This window comes from Rhodococcus sp. IC4_135, assembly GCF_011602025.1.
In the GTDB taxonomy this organism is placed as follows: Bacteria; Actinomycetota; Actinomycetes; order Mycobacteriales; family Mycobacteriaceae; genus Rhodococcus_F; species Rhodococcus_F baikonurensis.
The window spans coordinates 147,569-162,454 of record NZ_JAAOLG010000002.1 but is presented as its reverse complement, the minus strand read 5'-3'; the positions used below and the strand labels follow the sequence as shown (position 1 = coordinate 162,454).

Here is a 14,886-nt window from a genome sequence, read left to right as displayed (position 1 = left end):
CACCTGAGTGGAGCTCGACCGACGGGTTGTGAAGATCACGTTTCGCACTCGCGACCAGTGTTGCTGGTGTTGCGGATGGTCCAGATGGGGTCGCACAGACTAGCCTGAACTCCATGGCAGGTAAGTCGAGCGCCCGGGGATCCAGTACAAGCACGTCCACGTCCAGGGCATCGACCAGGTCGTCAGCCTCTACTCCGAGTGCCCGAGCGACCGCAAAACCTCGTACGTCGCGCACCACACGGACCGTGTCGACTCCTCGCAACGTCACGACTTCGGCCAGGGCTGGTGGGCGTCCGGCCTCGGGCAAGGGCTCCAAGCCAGCGCCCAAGAAGGCGTCCGGTACGTCGTCGGCCGCGCGCCGCCCGGTATCGAAAACGTCTCAGCGGGCCAGTCCATTGGCGGCTGTCGGGAAGGGAATCGGAGCCGGGTGGTCCCTGGCTGCCCGCGGCGTCGGCGCCACCACACGCACCGTCAGTAAGGTCGGCGAGATCGAAGCCGGCCACCGCCGCGACGGAATAGCGCTCGGCCTGATCGCATTCAGCGTCGTCATCGCCGGCGGCGTCTGGTTCAAGGCCGGTGGTCCGATCGGCGGCGGCATCGACACCCTCGTGCGCGCGATCTTCGGCGCGGCCTCGGCCGTGCTCCCCATCGTCGGCGTCGGCCTTGCGATCCTGCTGATGCGCACCGAACCTAAACCTGAGATCCGGCCCCGACTGATCATGGGATCGTTGCTGGTCGGTCTGCCGGCGCTCGGCCTCTGGCACATCATCTCGGGTTCACCGACAGACTCCACCGGCCGCTCCAACGGCGCAGGGTTCGTCGGGTACGTCGTGGGCGGCCCGCTCACCAACGGGCTCACCGTCTGGCTGTCCGCGCCGCTGCTGGTCATCGCTGCCGGATTCGGAATCCTCCTTCTGACCGGAACCACTCTGCGTGAGGTGCCGAGCAAGTTCCAGTCCTTCTTCGGTGCCTCGTATCGCTCGGACGAATACGGCGACTACGGATCCGAATTCGACGAGGACGGCGAGCACCACTACGGCGAATCTGCTTACGATCCTTCACTGTTCGATGCCGACGGCTACCCGGTCGACACCTACGCCGAGCCACCGCTCAAGCCCGCCAAGCGGACCAGTCGACGCGCACCGATCGACAACTACCCGACGGACGAGTTCGAATCCGGCGACAAGAAGACCGAAGTACTCGGTCTGTGGAACGCCGACGAAACTGCAGTACCCGACGAGCCCGTCGTGGCTGCGGCGGCGCCCGTCGTGGAGACTCCGGCGCCGCGCCCCAAGGTGCCGGCCCGTTCGGTCCCCATCGCCAAGCCGGTGCCGAAACCCGAACCCGAGCCGGAGGAGAAGGAACACTTCGTCACCGATCGGGTCACCGACGGCGACTACAACCTCCCACCGACGACGTTGCTGATCGAGGGCGACCCACCCAAGCTCCGCAGTTCTGCGAACGACGCGATGATCGAGGCGATCAGCGAGGTCCTCGAACAGTTCAAGATCGATGCCGCCGTTACCGGATTCACCCGCGGCCCGACAGTGACGCGTTACGAGGTCGAACTCGGCCCGGGCGTCAAGGTCGAGAAAATCACCGCGCTCGCTCGCAACATCGCCTATGCGGTGGCAACCGACAACGTTCGCCTCCTCGCCCCCATTCCGGGTAAGTCCGCGGTGGGCATCGAGGTACCGAACTCCGACCGCGAAATGGTTCGCCTCGCCGACGTGCTGAACGCGCCGAGCACCCGACGCGATCACCACCCACTGGTGATCGGTCTGGGCAAGGACATCGAAGGCGACTTCGTCAGTGCCAACCTCGCGAAGATGCCCCACCTTCTGGTGGCAGGTTCGACCGGCTCGGGTAAGTCGAGCTTCGTGAACTCGATGCTCGTCTCGTTGCTCACCCGAGCAACGCCGGAAGAAGTACGGATGATCCTCATCGACCCGAAAATGGTCGAGCTCACGCCGTACGAAGGTATCCCGCACCTGATCACGCCGATCATCACTCAGCCGAAGAAGGCAGCGGCAGCGCTGGCTTGGCTGGTAGAGGAGATGGAACAGCGCTACCAGGACATGCAGGCCAACCGGGTGCGTCATATCGACGACTTCAACTCCAAGGTCAAGTCCGGCGAAATCACCGCCCCGCTGGGCAGCGAGCGCGTCTACCGTCCGTACCCCTACATCCTGGCAATCGTGGACGAGCTTGCAGACCTCATGATGACCGCGCCGCGCGACGTCGAAGAAGCAATCGTCCGCATCACCCAGAAAGCCCGTGCTGCCGGTATCCACCTGGTGCTGGCAACACAGCGCCCGTCCGTCGACGTCGTCACCGGCCTGATCAAGACCAACGTGCCTTCGCGTCTGGCGTTCGCGACGTCTTCACTGACGGACTCGCGAGTCATCCTCGATCAGCCCGGCGCCGAGAAGCTCATCGGTATGGGTGACGGCCTCTTCCTGCCCATGGGTGCGGGTAAGCCGACCCGAATGCAGGGCGCGTTCATCACCGACGAAGAAATCTCGGCGGTTGTCGACTTCGCGAAGAACCAGGCGGAACCCGAGTACACCGAAGGTGTCACCGCGCAGAAGGCCGGGGAGAAGAAAGACGTCGATCCTGACATCGGGGACGACATGGACGTCCTCCTGCAGGCCGTGGAATTGGTGATCACCAGCCAGTTCGGCTCGACGTCGATGCTGCAGCGCAAACTGCGGGTCGGGTTCGCCAAGGCCGGTCGACTCATGGACCTCATGGAAAACCGCGGCGTCGTCGGACCCAGCGAGGGCTCGAAGGCTCGCGAGGTACTCATGAAGCCCGAGGAGCTCGACGGTCTGCTGTGGTCGATTCGCGGCGGCGACCCGGACGAGGCACCCGCAGACGAGTAGGGACACCTCGGCGGACAAGCCGTCGACAGACGACCGGAGGAACCCGTGCATGTGACGCCGTTGGCTTGGGGAATCACGATCGTGGTGATCCTCGGTCTGTTCGTCTTCGACTTCTTCGCCCACGTCCGCACTCCGCACGCGCCGACGTTCCGGGAGTCGGCATTCTGGTCGACGGTCTACATCTCGATCGCGGTCGTGTTCGGTCTCGTCGTGATGTGGATCTGGGGCACCACTTACGGCGGTGAGTACTTCGCCGGCTACGTCACGGAAAAGGCGCTCTCGGTCGACAATCTGTTCGTCTTCGTGATCATCATGTCGACCTTCGCGGTACCACGAGAGTTTCAGCAGAAAGTCCTGCTGATCGGCATCGTCCTCGCGTTGGTGATGCGCGGAATCTTCATCGGTGTCGGTGCCGCCGCCATCAACGCGTACAGCTGGGTGTTCTACCTCTTCGGTGCGTTCCTGATCTACACCGCGTACACCCTGATCCGCGATCACGGGCATGAGAAGGAGGCAGAGGAGAAGCGCGACAGTCGCATTATCTCGCTCGTGAAACGGGTGCTGCCGACAACCGAGGAATACGACGGGGACAAACTGATCACCCGGATCGACGGCAAGCGCGTCGTGACGCCGTTGTTGTTGGCGCTCATTGCAATCGGTTTTGCCGACGTGCTCTTCGCGCTCGATTCGATTCCGGCGATCTACGGTCTGACCCAGGAACCGTATCTGGTGTTCACCGCCAACGCCTTCGCGCTGATGGGCCTACGGCAGCTGTACTTCCTGATCGGCGGATTGCTCGAACGGCTGGTCTATCTCTCGTACGGGCTCTCGATAATCCTGGCGTTCATCGGCGTGAAGTTGGTACTGCACGCGTTGCACGAGAACACTCTCTCGTTCGTCAACGGAGGTGAACACGTCTCCGTGCCGGAAATCTCCACGGCACTCTCACTCGGAGTGATCATCGGAGTACTGGCGGTGACGACGGTCGCGAGCCTGTTGAAGACTCGCGACCGGGCGGGGGAGTAGGCCGGGGCCGAGGCTCTCAGGCGCTGAACTGACCCAATACCGGGACCCACTCGGTGATGCGGACGTTCTCGATCAAATCGGCGATCGCGAACGGATCGTGGGTGAAGAGGAGCGAAACGGTGTCGGCGTCGGCGGCGTCGACGATGATCAGCGCGCCGTTTCCATCTGCAAACGGGCCGGATGACAGAACGATCGAGCGGGAGACCAGATCCGCGAGCCACGCGCGGTGATCGCCACGGACTTCGTCGCGCTGAGGGTTCTTCTCGGGAGCGTAGGTGTATTCGACGAGAAACAACGACATCGTGACCGCTTTCGGGGACTGGTGATCGAGACAGGTGTGTGTGAAGAGCAGGGTGTGAGAAGAGTCTGAACGGTTCAGAGAGTCAGGAGCATGCGAGTGTTGCCGAGTGTGTTGGGTTTCACATAGCTCAGGTCGAGGAACTCGGCGACACCGGCGTCGTACGAACGACACATCTCGGCGTAGACCTCGGCGGTGACGGGAGTGCCGTCGATCTCCGCGAATCCGTGACGGTGGAAGAACTCGGTCTCGAACGTCAGAACGAACAACCGTTCCAACTCCAATTCCTTGGCGACCTCGATGAGTTTGTCGACGACATGGAAACCTGCACCCTGCCCCTTGGCTGTCGGATCGACTGCGACGGTGCGGATCTCACCCAGGTCTGCCCACAACACATGCAAAGCGCCGCAGGCGATTACCTGATTACCGCGCTCGGCGACCCAGAACTCCTGGACGGCCTCGTACAGCGTCACGAGGTTCTTCTCGAGCAGGATCTTGCCGGCGTAGATGTCGATGAGGCGCTTGATTTCGGGGATGTCCGACGTTCGCGCGCGACGCACGATCAACTGGCTCTCGGTATAGGTCGGCGCGGTCGAAGTCATGTGGTGCACATTAGTCAATGCCCCTACCGATATTCTAAGTCGCGTGCCTGTCCGCCCCACGCAATTCCCGCGCCGCTCGGCTGTATCCCGGGTTCGGCTCACCGCTCGTGCGGTGATCCGATGAGTACCCCGCGCGATCAGACCGACGCCCATCGCGCTGCCGTCGGCCCGTCCGACGGCACACCTGTCGCGGACAACCCGGTTCCATTGCTGAACATCGCGAACATTCTCACGATGGTTCGAATGGTTCTCGTTCCCGTGTTTCTCGTTGTTCTCTTCGTCGACGGCGGACACTCGACGTGGTGGCGTCTCGGGGCGATGGGCGTATTCATCGTGGCCGCGATCACGGATCGGATCGACGGCCAATTGGCTCGGAAATACGGTCTGGTCACGGATTTCGGGAAACTCATGGACCCGATCGCGGACAAGGCGCTGATCGGAGCCGCGCTCATCGGGCTCTCGGTTCTGGGTGATTTGTCATGGTGGGTGACCGGAGTGATCATCGCCCGAGAACTCGGAATCACGCTGCTGCGGTTCGCGGTTCTGCGGCACGCGGTCATCCCGGCGGGCAAGGGCGGCAAGCTCAAGACCCTCGTGCAGGCCGTCGCGATCGGCTTCTACCTGTGCCCACTGCCGAGCAGTTGGGACATCGTCAGCGGGTTGCTGATGGCTGCTGCCGTCGTGCTGACGGTGGCGACGGGAATCGAATACATCGTGCAGGCGATCAGGCTTCGCGCCGGAGTTCGCGCAGTCGAGTCATGACCGATCCGCTGCTCGGACTCGGAGTGGCCGAACTGGTCGAGGTCCTCGGCGCCGCGGGGCAGACTGTCGCCGCCGCCGAATCTCTGACGGCCGGATTGTTCACTGCAGCGGTGGCGTCGGTGCCGGGATCGAGTGCTGTGCTGCGCGGAGGGCTGGTCGTGTACGCGACCGACCTGAAGGCGACGCTGGCTGGCGTGGACCCCGATCGCCTGGCAACAGACGGCCCCGTGTCCGAGAGCACCGCGGTGGCTTTGGCACTCGGTGCCCGCTCGAGGTGCGGCGCCGACTGGGGTGTCGGTCTGACGGGGGTCGCCGGTCCGAGTGAGCAGGACGGACACCCGGTCGGAACGGTGTTTCTCGGTATCGCCGGCCCGGACGGAACCGAATGCGTACCGCTCGCGCTCGGCGGCGAACGGTGGGAGATTCGAACAACCGCAGTCGCGACTGCCGTGTCGCGGTTACGTGATCGTGTCGCAGAGCGCTCGGCACGATAGGCTCGGGAACCAATCGGATGTGTTCGGACGTTGACGATTGTGAAGACGTACGACCATGCACGATGAGGTCACGGATGAAGGAGGAGCGAGATGGCGCTGCTATTGCGTGAGGCAATCGGTGACAGTCTCCGGCGTACGCGCGTTTCGCAGAGCCGCACGCTACGTGAGGTGTCGAACAGCGCGCGTGTGAGCTTGGGCTATCTGTCCGAAGTGGAACGTGGACGTAAGGAAGCATCGAGCGAACTGTTGGCAGCGATCTGTGATGCGCTCGCAGTCCCACTGTCCGACGTGCTGGTCGACGTGAGCGAGACCCTGGCCACGAAGAAGAGCGCTCCGGTGGCGAGTCGACAGGTCACCGAACCTGCCGTGTCGGCATCCGGCTCTGTCTCGGCTTCCGGTTCGCCGACTATCGCACGCGATACCCGCGTCGTGATTCCGGCACCGAACGCTCGAAGGTTGGCGGCGGCGTAGCCACTACCGGCCGTAACCGATAGATTTTGTACGTAACCGCCGGTTTCCAGCAGGTGGGGTCAGAGCAGATAGGGCGCAGCCCTTGTTTCGGTGCGCGACGGTCGCGCTCCGGGTCGCGTTCGGCGCGGCGCATCAGATGGAGGCAGGATCAAACCAATGGCTAATCCTTTCGTCAAGGGCTGGAAGTACCTGATGGCGCTCTTCAATTCGAAGATCGATGAGAAGGCAGATCCAAAGGTTCAGATTCAGCAGGCGATCGAGGACGCGCAGCGCCAGCATCAGGCGTTGTCCCAGCAGGCTGCGTCGGTGATCGGTAATCAGCGTCAACTCGAGATGAAGCTCAGCCGTCAGCTCGACGAGGTCGAGAAGCTCAACGCCAACGCGCGCCAGGCCGTCAACCTCGCCGATCAGGCCGCTGCTGCCGGCGACAACGACAAGGCGATCCAGTACACCAACGCCGCTGAGGCTTTCGCGGCTCAGTTGGTGACGGCCGAGCAGGGCGTCGAGGATCTGAAGGCACTGCACGATCAGTCCTTGCAGGCGGCCGCTCAGGCCAAGAAGGCCGTCGAGCAGAACGCGATGACTCTTCAGGCAAAGGTTGCCGAGCGCACCAAGCTGCTCAGCCAGCTCGAGCAGGCCAAGATGCAGGAGCGCGTGAGCGAGTCGCTTCGTTCCATGGACAGCACGCTGTCGGCTCCGGGAAACACACCCAGCCTCGATGCTGTGCGCGACAAGATCGAACGTCGCTACGCCGACGCACTCGGCTCTGCCGAGCTCGCCCAGAACTCCGTTCAAGGCCGCATGATGGAGGTCCAGCAGGCCTCGGTCCAGATGGCAGGGCACAGTCGCCTCGAACAGATTCGTGCATCCATGAAGGGCGAGGCACTTCCGTCCGGCGGCGCAGCGGCCACTCCCGCGACTCCGTCCGTCGAGAAGCAGCCCCCGGCTGCCGGTCAGACCGGGCAGTAGCCGAATCCTCGATGTCGGCAGTGATGCTCTGATGTTTTCTTCACGAGACGGTCGATCTGGGCGTGAGCCCCGGTCGGCCGTTCCCGTTTCCGTATCCGGCGCTTTCGGAGCATTGGGACGCACCGCGGACGCATTGCGCGAGGTCGGTCTGTCTGCGGCGGATGCCGCTCGGCGGTGGCAGGACCCGCGCGCCAAATTCGAGCGCAAGCGTGCCCGAGCGCGTCGACGAGCGCAGCGTTGGGGTTTCATGTCCGGCGGATCCGTGGTCGGCACTGCCGGCCTCGCAGTAGCGTCCGCTCCAGAGTGGTCGGTGGTCGTGGCAGGCGGGGGAGCGGCACTGTTCGCGGTTCCCGCCGTCATCGCGGTCGGCCGTTACCGTTCGATGAGTTCCGGCCCACCGCCGTCCGCGCCGATTCGCCGGCGGTTGCCACCGTCGTCGTCTCGCGCGTTCATCCCGATGTCTCGCCTGATCGGCGCCGAGACTTCGCTGTTCGAGATCTTGAGTGTGCTCAGGCGTGCCGACACCATCGACCCCGGCGAGTTGGACGAAATCACCGTCACCGCTGATTCGGCATTGAGAGCGATGTTCGCGGTGTCCTCGGACGTGGTCGCGATGGAACGCGCGGTTGCCGCGACGCCCAAGGTGACCGAACCTCTTGATCCCACAATCGACAGCGCCGTACGTGAATTGCAGTCGGGGTTGGATCAGTACGAGGATCTGGTGTCCTCGGCCGCAGCCTTGACCGCGCCCCACAGCCCGTCGGCACTGGTGGGGTTCAATCGAGAACTCTCGGCGTTGCACGCAGCCGCCGAGCGACTCTCGGCGCTTGCCGACGCCATCGGCGAGGTGGACGACATCACCCGCAAGTACAACTGACAGTTCTCGGTCTGATCGGCGCTCAGTCGTCGGCGCCGCGGGCTGCCAACGCCTCACCCATCGCATCCGCGGTCATCAGCGTGCCGACGATGACCGGCACGGCGAAAGAACGTAGCGAGAAGCCGAGTCCACGCGCCTTGCGTGCCTCGGACACCTGCGTGATGACTTCGAACATGAGCGGGATGCACCGGATCGTCATTGCAAGGAGCAGGGCGATCCGTTCGGGATTGACGCCGAAGCGTCGCAAGGGCGTCAGGAATCTGGTGATCGCGTCGAGCATCTCGGAGATCCGTGTTGTCAGACCCATGATCGCCGCGAAGGCGATCGAAATGATCAGAACGCCGCAAACGACGGCCGCTCGCTGCCATCCCGCGACCACCAGCTGGAATGCCCCGATGAAGAGCAACATCCACAGTGCCGGACGCAGTTGCCGGAGTGCCGTCATCGGAGGAATTCGCGCAATCACGTACAGCGCAACAACGACGATCGCAGGAGCTGCCAGCTGCCAGGGCTCACGCACGAAGATCGAGACTGCGAGGATCGCCGCGATCAAGGCGACGAGCTTGATCCCCGTCGGCATCCGGTGCAGCAGTGAGCAGCCCGGGCGGTAGACGCCGAGGGTGGTCACGAGACCAACGACCGGTAGTGATCGATGGAGTCGGCGGGGGAGCCGTCCGCGACGACGCGCCCTTGGTCGACAACCAACACCCGTTCGAAGGATTCGAGGAGATCGAGTTGGTGGGTCACGACGATCAGTTGCTGATCGAGAGACTCGAATACCGAGCTGATCAGCCGAGAGTTGCGAAGGTCGAGGAGCGTGGTGGGTTCGTCGGCGACCAGTACCGTCGGTTCCGTCACCATGACGGCCGCGAGCGCGAGAAGCTGTTTCTGCCCGCCCGAAAGCTGGTGGGTGGGATGGTCGGCGTGCCCGGCGAGGCCGTAGCGTTCGAGCACCGAGGCCACCTTTGCGGCGCGCTCGGTTTTGCCCGATCCGCTACGGCGGAGCGAGAATTCGATGTCCTCGGCAACCGTCGGCATCACGATCTGGTGGTTGGGATCGGTGAAGACGAATCCGACCTGCCGGCGTACGTCGCGGCCCTTCTTCGCCGTGTCCAAGCCGTTGACGTGGACGTGTCCTTCCGTCGGAACGACCAGTCCGTTGATCATGCGAGCGAGGGTCGACTTGCCGCTTCCGTTCGCACCCACGATCCCGATTCGCTGCTCGCTCAGACGCAGATCTATCTGCTGCAGGACCGTTCGTTCACCGAAGCGGTGTCCGACGTTCTCGAAGACGATCTCACTCATCGGAGATTAGTTCGCCACCACGGTCTTGTTCGACGAGATCGCCGAGTCGCGCAGTAGTGCCGGGTATGCCCGATGAACCTGGGACGCGACCAACGCAGTGACGACCGCTTTGGCGGCGTCGAGCGGGATGAAGGCGGCGTTGGCAGACCAGGCGGCGACGAAGCTCATGTGTCCGCGGACCATCATTCCGACGATGCCGAACGCGTAGAGAACGACGACGCCGCCGAGAAGGTTGATGCCGATGCCTGCGATGATCCGGTACTTGGGCAGCATCTTGGCAGTCAGCCATCCGATGACGAACGCTGTCGGGATCCAACCGATGAGGAATCCGGCCGTCGGGCTCGAGAGAGACACGAGTGCGGTGCGACCGCCGGCAAGGACGGGCAATCCGACCAATCCCAGGGCGATGACCGTCAAGACTGCGAGAACACCCTTGCGTGGTCCGAGCAGAGCGCCGGCCATCATGACGCCCATGGACTGAAGCGTGATGGGTACACCGGAGATACCGATGTTGATCGACCCGGGAAGGCCCAGCGCGATGATGAGTGCGGCGAAGACGGCTACATGCGCGAGATCGCGAGCGGGGAAACGGGTCGTAGACACTGCGGACGTGCTCCTTCGGCGTACGGGATGGAACTTCGCGAGTTTACGCCAGGAGCAAGCTCCGATGGGTTGGACACCTGACCTGCGTGAGGGCCGGTCTCGGGGTGAACCCTGATCTTTACCTGAACTTGCCGCTGAGCTGCTGCTTTGTCACGCCAGACCTGTCAGGCTGGTTCTACGGACGACGCAGCACCTGTCCGATTCGACTGATTATTCAACGGCACGTTGGAGGTAAGCATGTTTTGGAAGATCGTTTTGGCCGTCGTACTGGTGTGGGTCGCACTTGCGGTGGTCGGTGCGCTGATCAAGGGGCTTTTCTGGGTCCTGGTGGTCGGCGCTGTCGGTTTCGGAATCTACTTCCTGGTGAAGGCGATGTCGGGAAGTGACGACAATTCCCACGCTTCGCGGTTCTGACGGGCAAGATCTGCCCTATGGAAAACTTCCCCGAGGACTGGCAGCGCGCGATTGTCATCGTGGCGCATCCCGACGACATCGAATACGGCGCAGCCGCAGCAGTGGCGCAGTGGACCGATCGCGGTAAAGATGTGCGATACGTCCTGGCAACGCGCGGTGAGGCCGGAATCGCCGGTCTGTCGCCCGAGGAGTCCGGCCCGGTCCGCGAGGAAGAAGAGCGTCGCTCGGCCGCGATCGTCGGTGTCAGTGAGGTGGAGTTCCTCGGTCTACCCGACGGTCGTCTCGTGGAAGGCTTGGAGTTGCGCTCGACTCTCGCCGCGGCAATTCGTCGCCACCGCCCGGAATTGGTGGTGACGATGAACTTCTCCCACACCTGGGGACCTGGCTACCTCAACAGCGCGGATCACCGAGCACTCGGGATCAGCGTCCTGGACGCGACCGCTGATGCGGCGAACGAATGGATCTTTCCGTCATTGACGGCTCAGGGACTGGCGCCGTGGTCCGGTGTGCGGTGGGTTGCGGTCAACACGATGACTCCCACACACTGCGTCGACGTGACGTCGACGGTCGATCGCGCCGTGGATTCGCTCGCGGAACATGCGCGATATCTGGCGGCGTTGAGTTCCACGCCGATCCGGGAACAGGCGCGCGCACAGATCGACATGGTCAGCGGACCGAAGCCCGGTTTCGACGCCGAGCGCGCAGTTGGTTTCGAGTTGTACTATTTCTGATGATCTCTGAGCGAGAGAACTCGCAAGTCCCGACGGGATTACCGGTGACTTGTCCGGTATTGTGTTACATACGATGGTAATCCGTAACGCAGATGACTCACTTGCCCCTCGCAAGGCAGATGGTCAGCGCATCCCCAGCCGCGAGATCGACGACGTGATTCTCGACGCAGCAAGGTCGTGTGTCCTCGATTTCGGAATGCAACGAACCACACTTGCGGAGATCTCCCGTCGAGCCGGCGTGAGCCGACCGACGGTCTACCGGCGATGGCCGGACACACGAGCCGTCGTCGCGGATCTGCTCACCCGGGAGATTCGATCAGTGCTGCCAGAGGTGGCGTTCACCGGGTCTGCGGGCACATTGCTCGTGGAAGCTATCGGTGACGTCGTCGGCCAGATTCGCGATCATCCGCTCTTCGTGAAGATTCGCCACGCCGATCAAGAGTTGCTCACCACCTACATCGTGGACCGACTCGGCGCGAGCCAGAAGTCGATTCTCGAACTGATCACTTCCGTCGTGGCTGCCGGTCAACAAGACGGTTCGATTCGCGAGGGAAGCGTCAACGAGATTGCGGCGATGGTTCTACTGATGGCTCAGTCCGTCGTCATCTCCGCACCGACTCTCGAGCCGGAACTTTCGGCCGACGCGTCGGTCGAGCAACTTCGACATGCGGTCGCTGCGTATCTGGCACCTGCAAAGAATTCGGGAGAATAGCTGTGGACCTTCGGGATTCGGCAGGCGGCGATTCAGCTCTCAACGCACAGCGGCGTACTCGTGAACTCGAGCAGTTCGCGAACGGCGATTCGGTTGACGTCCTGGTTATCGGCGGCGGAATCACCGGTGTCGGTGTCGCTCTCGACGCCGTGACTCGAGGGCTCAGTGTTGCGCTGGTCGAAAAGCACGACCTCGCATTCGGCACCAGCCGCTGGAGTTCGAAACTGGCACACGGCGGCCTTCGGTACCTCGCCTCCGGCAATGTCGGTATAGCGCGTGAAAGTGCGGTCGAGCGCGGCATTCTCATGACGCGCACCGCGCCGCATCTCGTTCGCGCCATGCCTCAACTCGTACCGCTGTTGCCCGAAACATCGTTTTTCGGGAAGGCCCTGGTGCGTACCGGTTTCCTGGCCGGTGACGCTCTGCGCATGTCGGCGCGAACCTCAGCGTCGGTTCTACCCCGATCACGGACGGTCAGCGCTGCTCGAGCGCGCGAATTAGCTCCCGCGGTCAAGCGGGAGAACTTACGTGGCGCCTTGACCGCGTTCGACGGGCAGCTCATCGACGACGCCCGCCTCGTCGTCGGCATCGCCCGAACCGCAGCGTCATACGGCGCGCGAATCCTGACCCGCGTCGGTGCATACGACGTATCCGGAACGTCGGCCACCTTGCGCGACGAATTGACCGGGTCCGAGTTCTTGATGCGTGCCCGCGTCGTGGTCAATGCGACCGGTGTCTGGGCTGATCAGGTCGACTCCAGCATCACCCTGCGCCCCAGCCGCGGGACGCACCTGGTGCTCGATGCAGCGCGATTGGGGAACCCCACGGCAGCACTGACCGTGCCGATTCCCGGCGAGACCAACCGCTTCGTCTTCGCCCTGCCCGCGCAGCTCGGCCGGATCTACCTCGGGTTGACCGACGAAGCAGCGCCGGGACCGGTGCCAGACGTGCCGACGGCGTCCGAGGACGAGATCGACTTCCTTCTCGACACCGTGAACACGGCGCTGGAAGTTCCTCTGACCCGTGAGGACGTCCTGGGGACCTTTGCGGGTCTGCGTCCGTTGTTGGACACCGGTGAAGGCTCGACGGCCGACCTCTCTCGCAATCACGCTGTAGTCCGTTCGGACTCGGGCTTGGTCACGGTAGTGGGCGGAAAACTCACGACGTACCGCAAGATGGCCGAAGACGCCGTCGACGCCGCGGTCGAGGTCGGGTCGCTGAGCGCCGGAGCGTGTCGGACACGCGCGTTGCCGCTGGTAGGCGCTGCATCACCGGCGGAATTGAAAAAGACCAAGGCGCCCGCGTCATTGGTGGCGCGATACGGCACCGAGGCTGAGGTCGTGGCCGCGGCGAGCAGCGATCGACTCCGGCCGGTTGCGGACTTGGAGATCTGCGGTGCAGAGTTCGATTTCGCGGTATCGCATGAAGGCGCCCTCGATGTCGACGACGTCCTTGATCGCAGGACGAGGATCGGATTGGTGGCTTCGGATCGCGAACGCGCACTGGGTGCGGCGGAACAGGCCTTTCACTCGGTGTGACACTCTGATCCGGTGCGTGTAGCCGTTGTTGCCGGGCCGGACCCGGGTCATGCTTTTCCCGCAATAGCGTTGTCGCTGGCGTTGATCCAGGCCGGCGACGAACCGATCCTGTACACAGGGACCCGGTGGGTCGAGGCAGCGCGAGCTGCCGGCGTGGAAGCCGAGCCGCTCAAGGGCTTGGCTCCGCGGCCGGGAGACGACGATCTTGATGCAGGCGCTCGGATTCATTCGCGCGCCGCCTATATTTCCACCGAACTGCTTCCCGACCTGAAATCCGTCTCCCCGGATCTCGTCGTCTCCGACATCCTCACTGCCGGAGGCGGATTGGCCGCCGAACGACTCGGCATCCCCTGGGTGGAACTCTCGCCTCACCCGCTGTACTCACCCTCGCGCGGTCTGCCGCCGATCGGCAGCGGGCTCGCGCCCGGCGTCGGAATTCGTGGTCGACTCCGCGATACCCTGATGCGCGCAGCGACCGGACGTTCGATCAAGCAAGGGTTGGCCCAGCGCTCCCACGCTCGCGTCGGTGTCGGGTTGCCCGCTCTCGATCCCGGTCCGCAAGCCCGGCTGATCGCAACACTTCCGGCGCTGGAAGTGCCTCGCCCCGACTGGCCGGAGCACGCACACGTCGTCGGCCCGCTTCTCTGGGAGCCGACCGAGGTCATTCTGGATCCACCGCCAGGTGACGAGCCGCTGGTCATGGTGGCGCCGTCCACGGCGCACACCGGGGCAGTGGGAATGTTCGAGGGCACGGTCGAGGGACTCGGCGGCGCCGGTGTCAGGCTGATCGCGTCGATGCTCGACGGAGCAGAAGGCGAGCATCCCGATTGGGTTCGTGCAGGTCTCGGACGCCAGGACGCGATGCTGCGCGACGCGTCGGTATTGGTGTGCGGCGGCGGGCACGGCATGTTGGCGAAGGCCTTGCTGGCCGGCGTGCCGACGGTCGTCGTTCCCGGGGGCGGGGACCAGTGGGAGTTGGCCAATCGCGCTGCGCGGGCAGGGACGTCGGTGATCGTGCGGCCCGCAGATGCCCAGTCGATTCGCGATGCCGTACTGCAGGTGCTCTCCGACAGACGATTCGCGGACGCTGCGAAGTCTGCTGCCGCGACTGCGTCGCAGGTCACCGATCCGGTGGCGGTGTGCCGACAGGTGGTCAACGGTGGTGTGACGGCGTGAGCATGGTGCGCCTGAATGCAGGT

At 63.7% G+C, this 14,886-nt stretch carries 17 protein-coding genes; 12 read left to right on the top strand and 5 right to left on the bottom strand.

Annotated features, from left to right (window positions below):
* Positions 1 to 113: 113 nt before the first annotated feature.
* Positions 114 to 2,885: a DNA translocase FtsK gene (locus G8767_RS05585; RefSeq protein ID WP_166809570.1), complete on the top strand. Its 2,772-nt coding sequence runs from the start codon at positions 114 to 116 to the stop codon at positions 2,883 to 2,885.
* 45 nt (positions 2,886 to 2,930) lie between these two features.
* Positions 2,931 to 3,911, top strand: a complete 981-nt coding sequence (locus G8767_RS05580) for a TerC family protein (protein WP_069146046.1) — start codon at positions 2,931 to 2,933, stop codon at positions 3,909 to 3,911.
* A 16-nt stretch (positions 3,912 to 3,927) separates the two neighbouring features.
* Here G8767_RS05580 and G8767_RS05575 read toward each other — a convergent pair whose 3' ends face one another.
* Together G8767_RS05575 and G8767_RS05570 are read right to left on the bottom strand one after the other, a co-directional pair.
* Positions 3,928 to 4,212 carry a YciI family protein gene (locus tag G8767_RS05575; protein WP_095970580.1) on the bottom strand — a complete coding sequence of 95 codons (285 nt, stop codon included), beginning with the start codon at positions 4,210 to 4,212 and terminating at the stop codon, positions 3,928 to 3,930.
* A 74-nt stretch (positions 4,213 to 4,286) separates the two neighbouring features.
* Entirely contained in the window at positions 4,287 to 4,811 is a 525-nt protein-coding gene (locus G8767_RS05570) for an amino-acid N-acetyltransferase (protein WP_095970579.1), read from the bottom strand.
* A gap of 120 nt (positions 4,812 to 4,931) precedes the next feature.
* Here G8767_RS05570 and pgsA point away from each other — a divergent pair, with 120 nt between their 5' ends.
* The 5 genes from pgsA to G8767_RS05545 all read left to right on the top strand — a co-directional run bounded on the left by pgsA (position 4,932) and on the right by G8767_RS05545 (position 8,384).
* Positions 4,932 to 5,573: a CDP-diacylglycerol--glycerol-3-phosphate 3-phosphatidyltransferase gene (gene pgsA / locus G8767_RS05565; protein ID WP_003942125.1), complete on the top strand. Its 642-nt coding sequence runs from the start codon at positions 4,932 to 4,934 to the stop codon at positions 5,571 to 5,573.
* Positions 5,570 to 6,067 carry a CinA family protein gene (locus G8767_RS05560; RefSeq protein ID WP_095970578.1) on the top strand — a complete coding sequence of 166 codons (498 nt, stop codon included), beginning with the start codon at positions 5,570 to 5,572 and terminating at the stop codon, positions 6,065 to 6,067. Before pgsA ends, G8767_RS05560 begins: the two co-directional genes overlap by 4 nt.
* A 90-nt stretch (positions 6,068 to 6,157) precedes the next feature.
* Complete coding sequence (locus G8767_RS05555) at positions 6,158 to 6,538, top strand: helix-turn-helix transcriptional regulator (protein WP_095970577.1); 381 nt, start codon at positions 6,158 to 6,160, stop codon at positions 6,536 to 6,538.
* A gap of 156 nt (positions 6,539 to 6,694) precedes the next feature.
* Positions 6,695 to 7,507, top strand: coding sequence for a phage shock protein PspA (gene pspA, locus G8767_RS05550; RefSeq protein WP_003942098.1), 813 nt, complete (start codon positions 6,695 to 6,697; stop codon positions 7,505 to 7,507).
* Positions 7,508 to 7,538: 31 nt separating this feature from the next.
* On the top strand, positions 7,539 to 8,384 hold the full coding sequence (locus G8767_RS05545) for a hypothetical protein (protein WP_240951942.1): 846 nt from the start codon (positions 7,539 to 7,541) through the stop codon (positions 8,382 to 8,384).
* 22 nt (positions 8,385 to 8,406) lie between these two features.
* Here the strand turns inward: G8767_RS05545 and G8767_RS05540 are convergent, their stop codons facing one another.
* From G8767_RS05540 to G8767_RS05530, 3 genes are read right to left on the bottom strand one after another with little or no spacing between them, the layout of a single operon-like run.
* Complete coding sequence (locus G8767_RS05540) at positions 8,407 to 9,012, bottom strand: energy-coupling factor transporter transmembrane protein EcfT (RefSeq protein WP_166809569.1); 606 nt, start codon at positions 9,010 to 9,012, stop codon at positions 8,407 to 8,409.
* Complete coding sequence (locus tag G8767_RS05535) at positions 9,009 to 9,689, bottom strand: ABC transporter ATP-binding protein (RefSeq protein ID WP_166809568.1); 681 nt, start codon at positions 9,687 to 9,689, stop codon at positions 9,009 to 9,011. Before G8767_RS05535 ends, G8767_RS05540 begins: the two co-directional genes overlap by 4 nt.
* Positions 9,690 to 9,695: 6 nt before the next feature.
* Positions 9,696 to 10,292: a biotin transporter BioY gene (locus G8767_RS05530; protein WP_058226268.1), complete on the bottom strand. Its 597-nt coding sequence runs from the start codon at positions 10,290 to 10,292 to the stop codon at positions 9,696 to 9,698.
* Between the two features lie 237 nt (positions 10,293 to 10,529).
* Here G8767_RS05530 and G8767_RS05525 point away from each other — a divergent pair, with 237 nt between their 5' ends.
* The 5 genes from G8767_RS05525 to G8767_RS05505 all read left to right on the top strand — a co-directional run bounded on the left by G8767_RS05525 (position 10,530) and on the right by G8767_RS05505 (position 14,863).
* Entirely contained in the window at positions 10,530 to 10,706 is a 177-nt protein-coding gene (locus G8767_RS05525; RefSeq protein ID WP_166809567.1) for a hypothetical protein, read from the top strand.
* A 17-nt stretch (positions 10,707 to 10,723) separates the two neighbouring features.
* Entirely contained in the window at positions 10,724 to 11,437 is a 714-nt protein-coding gene (locus G8767_RS05520) for a PIG-L deacetylase family protein (protein ID WP_019748191.1), read from the top strand.
* Between the two features lie 73 nt (positions 11,438 to 11,510).
* Positions 11,511 to 12,149 (top strand): TetR/AcrR family transcriptional regulator, encoded by a 639-nt coding sequence (locus G8767_RS05515; RefSeq protein WP_095970573.1) that lies wholly within the window; start codon positions 11,511 to 11,513, stop codon positions 12,147 to 12,149.
* 2 nt (positions 12,150 to 12,151) lie between these two features.
* On the top strand, positions 12,152 to 13,687 hold the full coding sequence (locus tag G8767_RS05510) for a glycerol-3-phosphate dehydrogenase/oxidase (RefSeq protein ID WP_166809566.1): 1,536 nt from the start codon (positions 12,152 to 12,154) through the stop codon (positions 13,685 to 13,687).
* A gap of 12 nt (positions 13,688 to 13,699) precedes the next feature.
* Complete coding sequence (locus tag G8767_RS05505; RefSeq protein WP_166809565.1) at positions 13,700 to 14,863, top strand: nucleotide disphospho-sugar-binding domain-containing protein; 1,164 nt, start codon at positions 13,700 to 13,702, stop codon at positions 14,861 to 14,863.
* The last annotated feature ends 23 nt before the right edge of the window (positions 14,864 to 14,886 follow it).

What these genes read in the sequence shown, in the direction of transcription:
- G8767_RS05535 (WP_166809568.1), bottom strand. Translation starts at nt 9,689, where the DNA reads ATGAGTGAGATCGTCTTCGAGAACGTCGGACACCGCTTCGGTGAACGA.
- G8767_RS05560 (WP_095970578.1), top strand. Translation starts at nt 5,570, where the DNA reads ATGACCGATCCGCTGCTCGGACTCGGAGTGGCCGAACTGGTCGAGGTC.
- G8767_RS05515 (WP_095970573.1), top strand. Translation starts at nt 11,511, where the DNA reads ATGGTAATCCGTAACGCAGATGACTCACTTGCCCCTCGCAAGGCAGAT.
- G8767_RS05525 (WP_166809567.1), top strand. Translation starts at nt 10,530, where the DNA reads ATGTTTTGGAAGATCGTTTTGGCCGTCGTACTGGTGTGGGTCGCACTT.
- G8767_RS05520 (WP_019748191.1), top strand. Translation starts at nt 10,724, where the DNA reads ATGGAAAACTTCCCCGAGGACTGGCAGCGCGCGATTGTCATCGTGGCG.
- G8767_RS05585 (WP_166809570.1), top strand. Translation starts at nt 114, where the DNA reads ATGGCAGGTAAGTCGAGCGCCCGGGGATCCAGTACAAGCACGTCCACG.
- G8767_RS05570 (WP_095970579.1), bottom strand. Translation starts at nt 4,811, where the DNA reads ATGACTTCGACCGCGCCGACCTATACCGAGAGCCAGTTGATCGTGCGT.
- pgsA (WP_003942125.1), top strand. Translation starts at nt 4,932, where the DNA reads ATGAGTACCCCGCGCGATCAGACCGACGCCCATCGCGCTGCCGTCGGC.
- pspA (WP_003942098.1), top strand. Translation starts at nt 6,695, where the DNA reads ATGGCTAATCCTTTCGTCAAGGGCTGGAAGTACCTGATGGCGCTCTTC.
- G8767_RS05575 (WP_095970580.1), bottom strand. Translation starts at nt 4,212, where the DNA reads ATGTCGTTGTTTCTCGTCGAATACACCTACGCTCCCGAGAAGAACCCT.
- G8767_RS05555 (WP_095970577.1), top strand. Translation starts at nt 6,158, where the DNA reads ATGGCGCTGCTATTGCGTGAGGCAATCGGTGACAGTCTCCGGCGTACG.
- G8767_RS05545 (WP_240951942.1), top strand. Translation starts at nt 7,539, where the DNA reads ATGTTTTCTTCACGAGACGGTCGATCTGGGCGTGAGCCCCGGTCGGCC.